This window comes from Rhodococcus tibetensis, from assembly GCF_024438035.1.
In the GTDB taxonomy this organism is placed as follows: Bacteria; Actinomycetota; Actinomycetes; order Mycobacteriales; family Mycobacteriaceae; genus Rhodococcus_F; species Rhodococcus_F tibetensis.
Genome location: NZ_JANFQF010000015.1, coordinates 122882 through 137023, shown reverse-complemented (window position 1 = coordinate 137023; position 14142 = coordinate 122882). Strand labels below are relative to the sequence as shown.

Annotated in this window: 12 protein-coding genes; 6 read left to right on the top strand and 6 right to left on the bottom strand. The window is 66.2% G+C overall.

Features of this window, described 5'->3' with window-relative positions; genetic code table 11:
- Positions 1-117: YceI family protein (locus NOF53_RS27965; RefSeq protein ID WP_374212635.1), on the bottom strand; the 117-nt coding region annotated here is incomplete at its 3' end.
- Between the two features lie 608 nt (positions 118-725).
- Between NOF53_RS27965 and NOF53_RS18495 the strand changes: the two genes are divergently transcribed.
- Entirely contained in the window at positions 726-968 is a 243-nt protein-coding gene (locus tag NOF53_RS18495) for a helix-turn-helix domain-containing protein (protein WP_255971360.1), read from the top strand.
- Here NOF53_RS18495 and NOF53_RS18490 read toward each other — a convergent pair.
- Both NOF53_RS18490 and NOF53_RS18485 read right to left on the bottom strand, forming a co-directional pair.
- A complete protein-coding gene (locus NOF53_RS18490; protein ID WP_255971340.1) occupies positions 965-2086 on the bottom strand; it encodes a lysylphosphatidylglycerol synthase transmembrane domain-containing protein in 1122 nt (373 codons plus the stop codon). The genes NOF53_RS18495 and NOF53_RS18490 overlap by 4 nt on opposite strands.
- A 28-nt stretch (positions 2087-2114) precedes the next feature.
- The gene (locus tag NOF53_RS18485; RefSeq protein WP_255971358.1) at positions 2115-3572 is read right to left on the bottom strand and encodes an adenylate/guanylate cyclase domain-containing protein; all 1458 of its coding nucleotides are present in this window, start codon (positions 3570-3572) and stop codon (positions 2115-2117) included.
- Positions 3573-3780: 208 nt separating this feature from the next.
- Here NOF53_RS18485 and NOF53_RS18480 point away from each other — a divergent pair, with 208 nt between their 5' ends.
- From NOF53_RS18480 to NOF53_RS18460, 5 genes are all read left to right on the top strand, one after another.
- Positions 3781-4944, top strand: a complete 1164-nt coding sequence (locus NOF53_RS18480; protein WP_255971356.1) for an AI-2E family transporter — start codon at positions 3781-3783, stop codon at positions 4942-4944.
- The gene (gene macS, locus NOF53_RS18475; protein WP_255971338.1) at positions 4928-6136 is read left to right on the top strand and encodes a MacS family sensor histidine kinase; all 1209 of its coding nucleotides are present in this window, start codon (positions 4928-4930) and stop codon (positions 6134-6136) included. Before NOF53_RS18480 ends, macS begins: the two co-directional genes overlap by 17 nt.
- A complete protein-coding gene (locus NOF53_RS18470; protein ID WP_255971336.1) occupies positions 6129-6797 on the top strand; it encodes a response regulator in 669 nt (222 codons plus the stop codon). The genes macS and NOF53_RS18470 overlap by 8 nt, the downstream gene beginning before the upstream one ends.
- Positions 6798-6818: 21 nt before the next feature.
- A complete protein-coding gene (locus NOF53_RS18465) occupies positions 6819-7481 on the top strand; it encodes a DUF1707 SHOCT-like domain-containing protein (RefSeq protein WP_255971334.1) in 663 nt (220 codons plus the stop codon).
- 84 nt (positions 7482-7565) lie between these two features.
- Complete coding sequence (locus tag NOF53_RS18460) at positions 7566-9488, top strand: DUF2339 domain-containing protein (protein ID WP_255971332.1); 1923 nt, start codon at positions 7566-7568, stop codon at positions 9486-9488.
- Here the strand turns inward: NOF53_RS18460 and NOF53_RS18455 are convergent.
- Genes NOF53_RS18455 through trmB form a run of 3 tightly spaced genes read right to left on the bottom strand, consistent with a single transcriptional unit; the run spans position 9463 to position 14025 of the window.
- On the bottom strand, positions 9463-12507 hold the full coding sequence (locus NOF53_RS18455; protein ID WP_255971330.1) for an MMPL family transporter: 3045 nt from the start codon (positions 12505-12507) through the stop codon (positions 9463-9465). The genes NOF53_RS18460 and NOF53_RS18455 overlap by 26 nt on opposite strands.
- Before the next feature lie 10 nt (positions 12508-12517).
- Entirely contained in the window at positions 12518-13252 is a 735-nt protein-coding gene (locus NOF53_RS18450) for an NYN domain-containing protein (RefSeq protein ID WP_255971328.1), read from the bottom strand.
- Positions 13249-14025 (bottom strand): tRNA (guanosine(46)-N7)-methyltransferase TrmB, encoded by a 777-nt coding sequence (gene trmB / locus NOF53_RS18445; protein WP_255971326.1) that lies wholly within the window; start codon positions 14023-14025, stop codon positions 13249-13251. The genes NOF53_RS18450 and trmB overlap by 4 nt, the downstream gene beginning before the upstream one ends.
- Positions 14026-14142 lie beyond the last annotated feature (117 nt).

Sequence of the window (14142 nt, the reverse complement as noted above, 5' to 3'; positions counted from 1 at the left end):
GCCGCGGACCTTGCTGACCATCAGGTGGCGGACGGAGAAGCCGACGGTGGAGTGGACGGGGTCGATGGCCCAGGTTCCTGCGGTGAGACCGGGCAGCGTGGTGATGGCGGTGGTCATGGCGAACTCCTCGAGTCGTGCAAGTGGTTGAATGTTCAATCGCTTGTTGCTTCAACTATGGGCCGGGAAGATTTCTTCCGCAACCACTGTGTGACGTCGGTCACGATCTGAAGGCGGAGCGCGCGATACGCGAACTGCCGCTCCGGCAGCCTCCAGGGACCGAATAATCTTCCGAAAAAACTTCAGTCGTGACTGTAGACTTTTGGTAGCGACGGTTCTAAAGTATTGAACGTCAACAGAGGGAAGTATCGGCGAGGTAGCCGACGAGCTACCGAGGAAAGACGAAGGCACGGGGCGGAGTCGAAAGTTCTACAAGGTGGTTTCGCCCCCGGAACACCCGGCGTGAGAAGGAGAAGGTCAGCTACTCACGCTGTCGCAAGAAGTCGAGGTGAGAGGCGGGTGTTGCGTATCCATCATCAGGATCCGTATGCAATGAATGTCTTGTCCTTGTGCCGGCCGCGACCGGCACAGCTATAACCCCTTCGGACCCCGGCGCGAGTTCGCGCCGGGGTCCCTTACGACCCAACGAGGGACCCGACGAAGGAACCGTGGACAACCCCATCGGCACCACCAACGAACTAGACAACGACGACTACCCGGCATACACCATGGGGCGCGCCGCCGATCTTCTCGGCGTCACTGCAGCATTTCTTCGGAGTCTCGACGACATGGGGTTGCTGGTGGCGTACCGCTCGGAGGGTGGGCATCGTCGCTATTCGCGCCGTCAGCTCCGGCTTGCCGCCCGCGTCCGGGAACTCGTCGACGCCGGCACGGCAGTCGAAGCGGCCTGCCGCATTATTTCGCTCGAAGACCAACTCGCCGAGGCTCGGCGCGCAAACCCGGCCCGCTAAGCAGGGTCGGTCTCGCCGGTGGTGTGCCGGGTGGGTTCCGCCCCAGGTTTGTCCCGGCGCTCGAACTCGAGATCCATTTCGAGGTCCTCATGCTGGTTGTGGCGGAAGAGGATGAGGAAGACGATCCACCCGATCAGGGCCACGAGAATGTAACTCACCATGCGGTAGACGAAAACGGCAGCCAGCGCCTGCGACGCCGTCGTTCCTGCCGCCGTCAGCGTGGCGATCAAGGTGCCGTCGACGAACCCCAGTCCGCCCGGCGCCAGCGGAATACTGGCTACCGCCTTGGCGGCAGCGAATGCGATCAGCAGACCGGCGAACGACGGTTCGGCGCCGACCGCCCAGCAGGCGAACCCCAGGCAAGCAACGTCGGCGAGGCGGTGGACGGCCGACCACCCGAAGGCGGCGAGTGAATCGCGCCGGCCCAGTTCGACCGAATCGAGCTGGCCCAGGATTTCCTTCCACCGCGCGATGCCGGTTTCGGGGGGGTTCTTGCGGAACTTGTTGTACCGAGTGAGGACCCGACGACCAGTCGACTCAATGCAGTCGGGATGACGGGAGATGTACCGCAAGCCGTAGAACAGGGCGAATGCGGCCACCAGCGACAGCACCAGGGTGATGGGGCTGACCTTGGTTCCGACTGCGAACGCGCCGGCCGCGCCGAGGAATGCGAGGCTGCCTGCGGCGATCACTCCGGAGATCGCGAGCTGCCACGATGCCACGACGGGCGTGGCGCCCCATTTCCGGGTCTGCTTGTAGGTGAACGCGGTGGAGAAGACCTGGCCGGCCGGCAGGCTGACGGCCATCGCAGTGCTCGCGTAGATGACGGACACGGACTTCATCTGGGAGACGGCGACGCCTCCTGCTTGCAGGAGGCGTCGCTGGACGGCGCCGTAGCCGCTCAGCGACACCGCTTGCGCCGCGATGCACGCAGCGACCCACCCCCAGTGAATCTCGGTGAGTGCTTTCCATGAATCACTGAGCGTCGGCCACAGGTAAATCCCCTCGACGATCAGGAGCGCGAGGAGCCCGGCACCGAGCAGCCATTTGATCCACCAGAATCGACTTCGCTGCCGAGGTGGCTCGGCAGTGGGCGGGTCGGAACGAGGCAGGGCCACATCCCAAGCGTAACCAACCGATAGCGGATTACTCCGGATAGTCCTCCGGCCAAGCCAGGTGGGTGTTGCGGCGCCGCCCACGCAGCTGCACCTGTTCGCCCAGTTCCCAGTGCGCCTGCTCCTCGTCGTCGGCGAAGTACAGGGCGCTGGTGGACGCCAGGACGCGGCTGGGATGAAGCTTGGCCAGCTCGGTGAGGCGCGAAGCCTCGTTGACGGGGTCACCGATCACGGTGTATTCGAACCGCTCTGCGGCACCGATGTTTCCGGCGACCGCAAGGCCGGCGGACACGCCGATGCCGATGTCGAGACCGGTGATCTCGTTGAGAGCGAATCTCAGCTCCCGGGCGGCGGCCAGTGCGGCGGTCGGCGCGTCGGGGCGGTCGAGCGGGGCGCCGAAGATCGCGAGAGCTGCGTCACCCATGAACTTGTTGACGAATCCGTGGTGGCGGTCGATGACGTCGACGACGACGCGGAAGAACTCGTTGAGCAGGTTCACCACCTCGCCGGGCGGACGTTCGGCTGCCGCACCGGTGGAGCCGACCATGTCGACGAACAGAACGGCCACGAACCTCGTCTCACCGCCGAGTTCGGTGCCGAACTGGAGGGCTCGCCGCGCCACGTCCTCACCGACGTGCTGGCCGAACAACTCACGCAGGAGTCGGCGCTCGTCGGATTCGCGCATCATCCGGTTGAACCCGACCTGCAACCGTCCGATCTCGCTCCCGTCGAACACTTCCACCCGGACATCGGTGGCGCCGCGCTGGACCCGTTCGATGGCCCGCCGCAACTGCTTGATGGGATCGGAGATCTGGCTGGCGGTCAGCATCGAGAGTGCGAAGGCCTGCGCGATCGCGATGATCGAGAGCAGCATGATCGCCCACGCGAGTGCGTTGGGGGAGAACACCAGGTCAGTTGTCAACTGCGTGACGCACAGCAGGATGATGCCGATGACGGGCATCAGTGTGCCGAGGCCCCAGGTCATGGCCAGGCGGGTGCCGACCCCGGGGGCCATGGTCCTGTCGAATTCACCCTCGCTGAGGGCGCGCGCAGCCACCGGGCGCAGGATGCGTTCCCCGAGCATGTAGGTGAAGCCGAACGTGGTGGTCGCGGCCATGCAGACGGTGACGATCACCGCGACTGCGAGTTCCGGCATCTCGGTGATGGTGAGCAGCACGAAGATGATGCCGCCGAGTATCCAGAGGACCAGATGCACGATCGCCTGCCGCAGCGGTGCGTGCAGCGCCGACATCTGTTCGCTGCGGGTGGGCGGGCCGCCGCGCAATTGCCATCGAATGACGGATCGCAGCATCATCGCGGCCGCGGTCAGACTCACCACCGCGGCGAAGACCAGGTAACCGCCGAAGATCGCGACGTTGCGGACCCGGTCGGCGATGATGGCCTGCGATTCGGGGATCGGCACGCCGTAACGCACGAACGCGAAAACGAGGATAGCGCCGATGAAATTGGCGAGGAGCATCGAGACCATATAGAGCGGCCACCTGCTGCGGACGGTCGCCGCGATCGCTCTATAGGATTTCCGCACGCCGTTCAATTTAGCGGTGGGCATGTCCGGTAGCGCAGGACACGTCCCTTAACGGTTCCAGGCGCGCGTGTTTCAGGTGCGAACTACCCGCCAACCTGGTGAAGCTCGATACGCTCCGCAGGTGAACTCGAACGAGGGCTCGACGTCAGCCATGGCAACGGAACGTGGGCAACCCGCCTCGGCGTCCGTGCATCCTGTGGTGCGGGTGACGGCGGAGTGGACGTGGCGCCTGCTCGTCATCTTCGCGGGGCTGCTGACCCTCGGTTACATCGTCACCAGACTCGACACCGTCCTCATTCCTGTGGGGCTCGCGCTGCTTGCCTCGGCACTGCTCGTGCCACTCGTGGACTGGCTGCAGGACAAGGGTGTGCCCCGATCTGCGTCGGTGGTGGTGGTCCTGGTGGCGTCGATCGGCGTCGTGGCCGGGATCATGACGTTCGTGGTCGAGCAGTTCGTCGCCGGTCTTCCCGGCCTGACCGACCAGTTCGAAGCCAGTGTCGACCAGATCCAGAACTGGTTCACCAGTGGGCCGTTCCACTTCAGCGAGGATCAGATCCACCAGGCCGGCGACTCTGTGGTCAAGTCCATCCAGGACAACCGCGAACAGCTCACCAGTGGTGCGCTGACCACGGCCACCGTCATCGGGGAGATCTTCACCGGTGCGCTGCTGACCCTGTTCACTCTCATCTTCTTCCTCTACGGCGGAAGCCAGATCTGGGAGTTCGTCACCCGACTCGTCCCTGCTGCTTCGCGCCGCCGCGTTCGGCTGGCCGGAAGCCAGGGATTCGGCTCGCTCATCGGGTACGTCCGCGCCACCGTTGCGGTCGCAGCCGCCGACGCCGTCGGCATCGGGGCGGGACTCGCCATCTTGGGCGTACCCCTCGCCCTGCCCTTGGCGTCGCTGGTCTTCATCGGTGCGTTCATCCCCATCGTCGGTGCGTTCCTCACCGGGTTCCTCGCGGTCCTCGTCGCACTGGTCACCAAAGGCTTTCTCACCTCGCTGATCGTGCTGGGCATCATTATCGGCGTGATGCAGCTCGAGGCCCACGTGCTGCAACCGCTGTTGCTCGGCCGCGCCGTCCGGTTGCATCCCCTCGCGGTGGTTCTCGCGATCACGACGGGAATCGTGCTCGCCGGGATCGTCGGCGGTCTGCTCGCCGTTCCCATCGTCGCGGTGCTCAATACGGCGGTCCGTTCACTCCTGTCCGGGGACCCCGACGCCACCTACGACGCACTCGAGGTCGACGATCCCGCTGTCCCGCTCTACCCGGCGGAGCCCGACGAACCGGACGAACCCCATGACCGACGACCATGAGCGCCGCACTCGGCTTCACTACCGGCCGACCGTGCGAGCCGTCACCGAGCAAGATACCCAGCCGGATGCGCCGCTGTGGCGTGCCGCGCAGGCGTTCCGTCTGGTCACCCTCGTGTATGCGGTCAGCTACCAGTTCGTGTCGGTCCAGTACTACTCCCATCAGAGGCTGAGTTGGTTCTTCGTCGCGCTGATGGCCGTGTGGTCGGGGGTCTCGGCGGTGCTGCTCTCACACGGGAAGATGCCGCGCTATCAAATCGTGATCGCGGACCAGCTCGTCGTCATTGCGTTGATGGCATCGACGAGACTGGTGGCCGGCCCCGAGTGGTATCAGCACCACCAGACTCTTCCGACGACGTTGTGGGTCACCAACGCAGTGATTTCGGCGGCTGTCTTCGGTGGGCCGTGGCTGGGGATGGCATCCGGCGTCCTGATGGCCACCGTGAGCGCGGTGGTGCGCGACCAGGTCAACCTCGATCTGTGGCGGGACGCCACGGCGCCCGTGCTGGTGTCGGTCGGACTCGCGCTCGGGCTGGCCACCACGACGGCGCGACGGGCGCAGGCGCAGCTGGAGCGGGCCGTACGGCTGGCTGCGGCAACGGAGGAACGCGAACGGCTCGCCCGCGAGGTCCACGACGGTGTACTCCAGGTGCTTGCCCTCGTTCGCAGGCGCGGAAACGAAATCGGCGGGCCGGCAGCGGAGCTTGCGGATCTGGCGGGGGAGCAGGAGGTGGCCCTACGCATGCTCATCTCCGAACAGGGCGTCGGGGTGACAGCTGACCTGGGCGGCGCGGCGATCGACCTGCGGCTGCTGCTGGGCACACGGGCGAGCACCACTGTCTCGGTGTCGACGCCGGCCGACCCGGTCACGATCGAGCGGGAACGTGCCACCGAACTCGCCGCCATCGTGGACACGGCGCTGGCCAATGTGGCGCAGCATGCCGGGACCGGCGCCAAAGCCTACGTCCTGCTCGAAGATCTGGGGGACGAGGTGATCGTCAGTGTGCGCGACGACGGCGCGGGAATCGCCCCCGGCAGGTTGGCCGAAGCGGAAGCCGAAGGGCGCATGGGAATATCGAAGTCGATCCTGGGGCGCGTCCGAGTGCTCGATGGAACCGCCGAGCTCGACACCGAACCCGGGCAGGGCACCGAATGGGAGATCCGCGTGCCGAAGGGAGAAGACCAGCATGGATGACGAGCAGGCCGGCGATCAGATCACCGTGATGGTGGTCGACGATCATCCGATGTGGCGGGACGCCGTGGCGCGGGACCTCGAGGGTGCCGGATTCACCGTCGTCGCGACTGCGGACGGCGTAGCCACCGCGGGCCGGCGGGCCGCCGCAGCGCGCCCGGACGTCGTACTCATGGACATGCAGCTGCCGGATGGGAACGGGGCGACGGCCACCGCCGCGGTGCTCGAGGTGTCGCCCGACAGCAGGGTCCTCGTCCTGTCGGCGTCGTCGGAGCGCGACGATGTCCTCGACGCCGTGAAGGCGGGTGCATCCGGGTACCTAGTGAAGAGCGCTTCGGTCGAGGAGCTGCGCGAGGCGGTGCGGGCCACCGCGGCCGGGCAGGCCGTGTTCACACCGGGTCTCGCCGGACTGGTGCTGGGCGAGTATCGCCGGATGTCGAGTGCGCCCGCCGATGAGCGGGGACCCACCGTCCCGAAACTCACCGAGCGGGAGACCGAGGTCCTGCGTTTCGTCGCGAAAGGTTTGAGCGCCAAGCAGATCGCCACCAAGCTGTCACTCAGTCACCGCACCGTCGAGAACCACGTGCAGGCCACCTTGCGCAAGCTTCAACTGGCCAACCGTGTCGAACTCACCCGGTACGCCATCGAGCAGGGCCTCGAGTGAGCCGTGCGTATCCTGGTCGGTATGGAGGCACGGGACCTACGCGTATCCGATGCGGAGCGCGAACACGTCGGTGAACTGCTGCAACGGGCGGTGGGCCAGGGGATGCTGTCGCTGGGGGAGTTCACGGAGCGAATGGACACGGCGCTGGCTGCGAAGACGCGCGGCGAACTCAATGCCGTCCTCGTCGACCTGCCCGGGATCCAGCTGATCTCCGAGTTCGTGCCGCCCCCCTATCCCGACCGCCCGTACGCCACCCGGCCTGTCCCACCCACACCGGCACCTGCGCATTCGGTAGGTCACCACGTGTCCGTGCCGCCGCCCGGTGAGGTCATCCGCGGCCGGATGTCCTCGGTCAGCCGCACCGGTTCGTGGAATGTGCCGGCCTCCCTGAAAGTGGACACCCGGGTGTCGAGCGTGAATCTCGACTTCACCCGCGCCGTCATGGCGACACAGGTGGTGTACCTCGACATCGACGACTACGCGAGCTCCCTCACCCTGATCGTCCCCGCCGAGGCAACCGTCGACCTCAACGGGATAGAGACGGTGGGCGGCAGCGCGACCAACAAGGTGCGCAGCGGCCCGCCCATCGGGCCCCTGCACCTGGTGGTGCGCGGCAAAGTCCGGTTCGGCACCGTCACTGCCAGGCACCCGTTCGGCACCTCGCTCCGCAACATGTTTCAGTAAGCGGTCCGTCGTCACACAAAACCCTCATCCCGCTCGAGTAGGTCTACTCATGTGTAGACGGAGTGGTCGTCGGACGATGAATGCATGTCCACACCAGGCAATCCCTCCGTCGATCCGCGCCTGATCGCCCAGCTGTCCGGCGATTTCTCCGCACTCGGACAGCAGATGCGGCACGTGGGTGAAAACCTCGCCATCCTGCAGGCACAGCTGTCGACCGTTCCGCAGCCTTCCCCCGCGCCGGCGCCTGCGCCCGGACCTGTCGCGCAGCCCGGATGGGCCCAGGCCCCACAGCCGATGTACCGGCCACCGGCGCCCCAACCTCCTTCGCCCCAACCTTCTGCGGCCCTGCCTCCCGTAGCCCAGGCGCCGCCGCCGGTGCAGTTCCGGCCAGCTCCCATTCCGCCGCCGAGGGTGGCCCGGGAACCGTGGTGGCAACGCGACGGGGTCATCAGCCGAATACTCGCCGTCGCTGGTGTGGGTGTGACCCTGATCGGGGTCGTCATGCTGCTGGTGCTGGCCGCCCAGGCCGGGTTCTTCGGTCCGGGTCTGCGGGTCGCGGCCGGCGCGATTCTGTCGGTGGTGCTCGTCGTCCTCGGTACGCGCGTGCTCGGCCGCCCGGGCGGCAGGGTCGGCGGAATCGCCCTTACAGCAACGGGTATCGCTGGTGCGTATCTCGACGTCGTGGCCGTCGCCGTCGTGTATCACTGGCTGCTTCCGGCCCTGGCCATGGTCGTGGCGCTCGGGGTCGCCGGAGTCGGTGTGGCTCTGGCCGTCAGGTGGGCGTCGCAACCACTCGCCCTTCTGGTCGTGACGGGAGCTGCGGTGCTCGCCCCGGTCCTGACCGACGGCATCACACTCACACTGATCGGATTCCTCTACGTCATCCAGGTGGCCGGCTTCCCGGCCCAACTCGGCCGCACGTGGCCGTACCTGGCGATTGCGCGCACCATTCCCGTGGTGATCGCCCTGCTGATCGCGATCGCCGACATCAGGGTCGGCGACGGGCAGGAGAGGAACTGGGCGCTCGCCAGTGCGGCGCTGGTGGCGTTGTTCGGTCTCGTGTCATCGATCATGCTGCTGCGCAGGAGCTCTCGTGACATCACCGCGACAGCGATGATCGTGACGACTGCGGTCCCGATGCTTCTGGTGTCCGACCTCTTCAGCCGTGTTCCGTCCACGTCGATCGCGCTCACGCTCGCGGCCGCGATGTTCGGGGCCTGGATGGTCGTGCGGCCGCTGCCGCTGCATGCGCGCAGTGCGCTCGCAGGCACGGGGACCCTCGCTCTGCTGCTCGCCTGTCTGGTCGGTGCCGGTGACGAGGTCGCACCGCTCGTCCTACTCGGGGTGGCAACGCTGTTCCTCACCGTCGGTGGCCAGGCGTCCTCACGCCTCGCCTACGCGGTCGGCGCAGCCTTCGCGATGATCGGTGGTCTGGCCTTCCTCGACAGCGCCCCGCCGTTCGTCCTCGTCGACGAATACAGCGCGGTCGACCTGCTGGGCATCACGACGGTGCTGTCCGGGCTGGTGCTGGTCGGCACGGTGGTCCTGCTCGTCTGGTATGCGCATTCATTGCAGCTGGTCAAAAACGCTACCGCCCAAACCCTCTGGGTTCTTGCCGGACTCGTCGTCCTCTATGCCGTCACTACGGTGACGGTGTCGGTAGGTACGGCGATCACGGGTACATCCGTAGGTTTCATCGCCGGTCACTGCGTCGCCACCATTGTGTGGATGGCGGCAGCGACGGCTGCTCTGGTATTCGGTTTGGCTCATCGCGAGTATGCCCACACCGCTCTGGGCGCCGGACTGGCTTTGACCGCAGCCGCACTGGTCAAACTGTTCGTGTTCGACCTCGCCATGCTCGACGGTCTGTTCCGCGTACTCGCCTTCCTGGTGGTCGGCCTGCTGCTACTGCTCGCCGGTACGCGCTACGCCAGGGAATTCGCGGAGCGTGACACCGGGCGCGGTGCGCCCGGCCAGTCGGTCAGCGCCGATTCTGCCGAGCGATGAGTTCACTGACGCTGACGGCGTTGCCGTCGTCCGCACGATGCCTGCCGCTCGACGTGTCTTCCGGGTTGGCCGGTGGTTGTTCGACACTTCGTCGGCGGGTGCCGTTGGTTCCCGTGCCACCGTTGGTCGCTGTGCCGCCGACGGCCCCCGCATTGCCGTTCGTTCCCGAGCCGTTGGGGCCCGTGTCGCTGGTGCCGGTCGCGCGCCTACCGCTGCTCGCGTCCGGGCCGTCGGGCAGGGCACGACGCCTCCTCGACGGCACCGAGGGAACCGGCCGGGCAGGAGACGACTGGGGGGTTTCCTGCTCGTACGGCGCCGGGACCGATCGCGGCGATCGTGTGGGAAGCGACGGCGCCTGTTGCGTGGGCGTGCTCGGCCGAGGTTCGGCGGGTGACGAGATCGGACGTGGCCCGGCCGCAGAGGTGGAGCGTAGGTCTGCGAGCCAACTCTCGATCGGTCGCGACTCGGTGGCAGGGCCCGGAGCCGGAGCGGCTTGCCGCGGCGGTTGCTGGGCGGGACGGGGTGGTTGCGCAGGTCGGGTCTGCCGATTGGTGCGCGACGGACCTGTGGCAGGACGCGGAGCGGCTGCTTGTGGCAGAACGGTGGTCTGCGGTTCGGCGGGCTGTGCGTCGTCCAGCTGCTTCGGCGGTTGGGCGGGCCTGCCCGTGGCTGACCGCCGGGCCTCGTTCTGCACGCGCCGCGCCTTCTCCTCGTCCTCCGACATTTTCGCGGCGAGCGCCTGAGCCGTGACGAGGGGGATCGGCTCGGTGAGCGGTTCGGGCTTGCGGGGAGCGGGCGGTGCGGAGGGCTTAGGGCGCGGTGGCGCCGGGCCCACCGGGGTCAGTTCGGGGACGTCGGTCGGCATCAGTTCGCTGTCGAGAATCGGCTCGCCGAGACCCGTCTTCTCCTGGATGCGCTTCATCCACGCGGGTGCCCACCAGCAGTCGTCGCCGAGGAGCTTCATGGTCGCAGGGACGAGGAACATACGGATGAGCGTGGCATCGATGATCAGCGCGGCGATCATTCCGTACGAGATGTACTTCATCATCACGAGTTCGGAGAACCCGAACGCACCGGTGACGACGATGAGGATGAGGGCGGCGGCGGTGATGATGCGCCCGGTGTGTGCGGTGCCGACACGAATGGACTCGGTCGTACTCGCCCCCTGAGCACGCGCCTCCACCATGCGCGAGAGAAGGAACACCTCGTAGTCGGTGGACAGGCCGTAGACGATCGCGATGATGAGCACCAGCACCGGGGACATGATCGGGCCCGGGGTGAAGTTCAACCAGGCCGACCCGTGACCGTCGATGAAGATCCACGTCAAAATGCCGAGCGTGGAACCGAGCCCCAAGGCGCTCATCAGCGCGGCCTTGATCGGCAGCACCAGTGAGCCGAACGTCAGGAACATCAGCAACGTCGTCAGGAACAGGACAGAGATCACCATCGTGGGCAGGTGTTCGAGCAGTGCGGCGATACTGTCCTGCTCGATAGCGGGCGTTCCGCCTACCAGCACCTGCGCACCGTCCGGGGCGTCCATGGCGCGCAGATAGTCGATCGTGGGTTTCGACTCGTTGCGGTCCACCAGACCCGCCTTGAGGACGACGACGCCGTCCTTGGCCGCGCCATCCGGGGAGAACTTCTCGATCAGGCCCGGGGCTCCGCTGGCTTCCTTGATGATCTGGCCCAGCGCCTTGTTGTCGGCGTCCGACACCACCAGCTTGACGGGTTCGGTACGCATGCTCGGGAAGATCTCGTCGAACTGTTCCTGCGCGGCACGAGTCGAGCTGTCCGGGGGTAGGTACGTCTCGTTGATGCCACCGAACTTGATGCCCGTCAGAGGGACGATCAGAAGGAGCAGGCCGACCACGATGGGGATGGTCACCTTCAGCGGGTTGCGCATCACCCACCGGGTGAGACGGCCCCAGATGCTGGCCTCGATCTCCTCGGTGTTCTTGGTCTGGCGGAAGCGCTCGAGGCTGAGGGCGTCGATGCGCTTGCCGAGAATGCCCAGGATCGCGGGCAGGATCGTGATAGACGTCAGTGCCGCGAGCCCCACCGTCGCGATGGCGCCGTAGGCGACGGACTTCAGGAAGCCCTGGGGGAACAGCAGCAGTCCACCGAGGCTGGCGACGATCATGGTCGCCGAGAACACCACGGTGCGTCCCGCGGTCATCACTGTTCTCCGGACGGCGGAGCGGGTGTCGTACCCCTCCGCCAGCTCTTCTCGGAAACGGCTGACGATGAACAAGCCGTAGTCGATGGCCAGGCCGAGACCCACGAGAGAGACCACGGGCGCGACGAATGAGTTGACTTCGGTGAAATTGGTGATGAGGCGGACTACGCCATTGGCGCCGACGACGGTGAGGCCGCCGATGATCAGGGGCAACGCCGCCGCCACGACACCACCGAACACGAAGAAGAGCAGGACACCGACGGCAGGGATCGCGAGGATCTCCATCCGTTTGATGTCCTTGGCCATCGTGTCGTTCAACGCGCCAGATACCGGTTGCAACCCTGCAAGCTGCACGTCGACGCCGTCGATGTAGAACTCTTCCTTGATATCGCGGAAGTTGGCGGTGACCTCGGTGTCGTTGTCACCGACGATGGCGATGCTCTCGATCGCGTGCTGCTTGTCGGGGCTCGAAGCGGCGCTCAGTGTCGGTGCCGACCCGACCTTGAAGTAACCGCCGTTGATCTTGAGAATCTTATCTGGGTGGTCCGCGGCCAGCGACTCGAGGTTGGCGACGATCTTCGCCTGAAATTCCGGGTCCTCGATGGTTTTGCCCTCGGGAGCCGTATAGAGCGCTACCACATCGCTGTTGGTGTCGCGGCCGAAGGTGCTGTCAGCGAGCTTGGCAGCGGCGACCGATTCCGAGCCCGGATCGTCCCAGCCGGACTGGCTGAGATGCTTCTCGAGACCCAGGCCGTATGCGGCCGAACCGAGCAACAAGGCAACCATGATGCCGATGACGGTGAATCGGGCCCGGTAGACGACGCTTCCCCAGCTCGCGAACACTGATCAACTCCTACTCGGCAGCACTCTTCCGCCCGACGAGCAGGGCGGAAAGCGGTCGGAACGGCTGCAACCAGGCACCCTCGTCGGGCAGTGTGTCGAGGCTGACCCGAGGAAGTGGCTCGCGGAAGACGCCGGGAATGTCCTCGAGATCGACGAAGTCCAGAAGGTCGGACGCAACCGCCCAGCTGGCGTGCTCGCGGAACCCGAGTATCTGGACCGGAATGCCGGTCGCGGCGATGTTCTCCAACGGTTCACGAAATGCCTGACCGTCAGCAGAAGCGACCATGACACCGGCCAGCCCCTCACCGTGCCGGAGCGCGATGTGGTCCAGCATGTCGGAGTCGACGTCACTGTCCTCATCGATCTTCGGCTTGGCGAACACCGCGAAGCCCACATTACGCAACGCTTCGACCCACGGTCTCACAACATCGGCGCTGCCAGCCGCGATATTGGTGAAGACGGTCGCTTCGGGTTCGAGCGTGTCGGTGCCGGACGCCGACAGTTCCGCGGTTCGGGAGAGGAGCCAACGGCCGAGTGCGTCGAATCGTGGCCGGTAGGCCGCTGTCGGACGGCCGCCGAGGATGGCGCCCAGCCCCATGTCGAGGTTCGGTGCATCCCAGACGAGAAGGACTCGCTTCTGGTGGCGTCCGTCACGTGCACCCACCACGGGAGATCCTGACGACACCGCGGTGCCGGCGGCGCCCGCAGGCGGCCCGCCGGATATGTACTGCTCGCTGACGCTCATGACCTGATCTTCCCCCAAATCAACTCGGTGATCGCACTGCCGACCTGGTGGGCCTTGTCCTCGAACTTCGTGACCGGACGCTCGTGCGTCATCGGGGACTCCCAGTCGAGGGAGGTCAACAGCGGTTCCGCGTTTCCGGCCTCGGCGATGGCCTCGGCGTACTCGGCGTGATCCGTTGCGACGTGCAACACACCGCCGGGCTTCAAGCGACTGGCGATCAGCGCAAACGTGGGGGACTGCAACAGGCGCCGTTTGTGGTGACGGGCCTTCGGCCACGGGTCCGGGAAGAAGACACGGACACCGGTCAGCGATTCGGGTTCGACCATGTTCTCGAGAACGTCCATGGCGTCACCACGCAGAACACGGATGTTCGGGATGTCGTCACGCTCGATCTGCTGCAGCAACTGTGCGAGACCGGGGCGGTATACCTCGACGGCCATCAGGTTGACGTGCGGTTCGGCTTTCGCCATCGCCGCCGTCGCGGTTCCGGTGCCCGAGCCGATCTCGAGAACCACAGGTGCGTCGCGCCCGAACCAGACGGCTGCGTCGAGGCGGGTGTCCGAGACCTCGGCACCGATCTTCGGCCACTGCCGGTCCCACGACTCCTGCTGGGCGGCGGTCAGCGCGCCCCGGCGGGAGCGGAAACTCGTCACCCTGGGGTGGAGTCGAGACCCCGTCTTGCGCGGAGTCTGTCCCTCCTCGGGGACGGCGGGTGCTTCCTGATCGGCGTGGTTCACCGGACCATTGTCACGCATGCGGACGATTTCTGGCATACGGGTCTGAAGTTCACGTTGAGACTTTCTGCTCGAACGGCGGCGTAGCCTGCACGGTTGCCTACGCCGGTTTCGCGGAAGTCTGACAGAATCCTGCCGGTACGGAAGGGGGGTCAG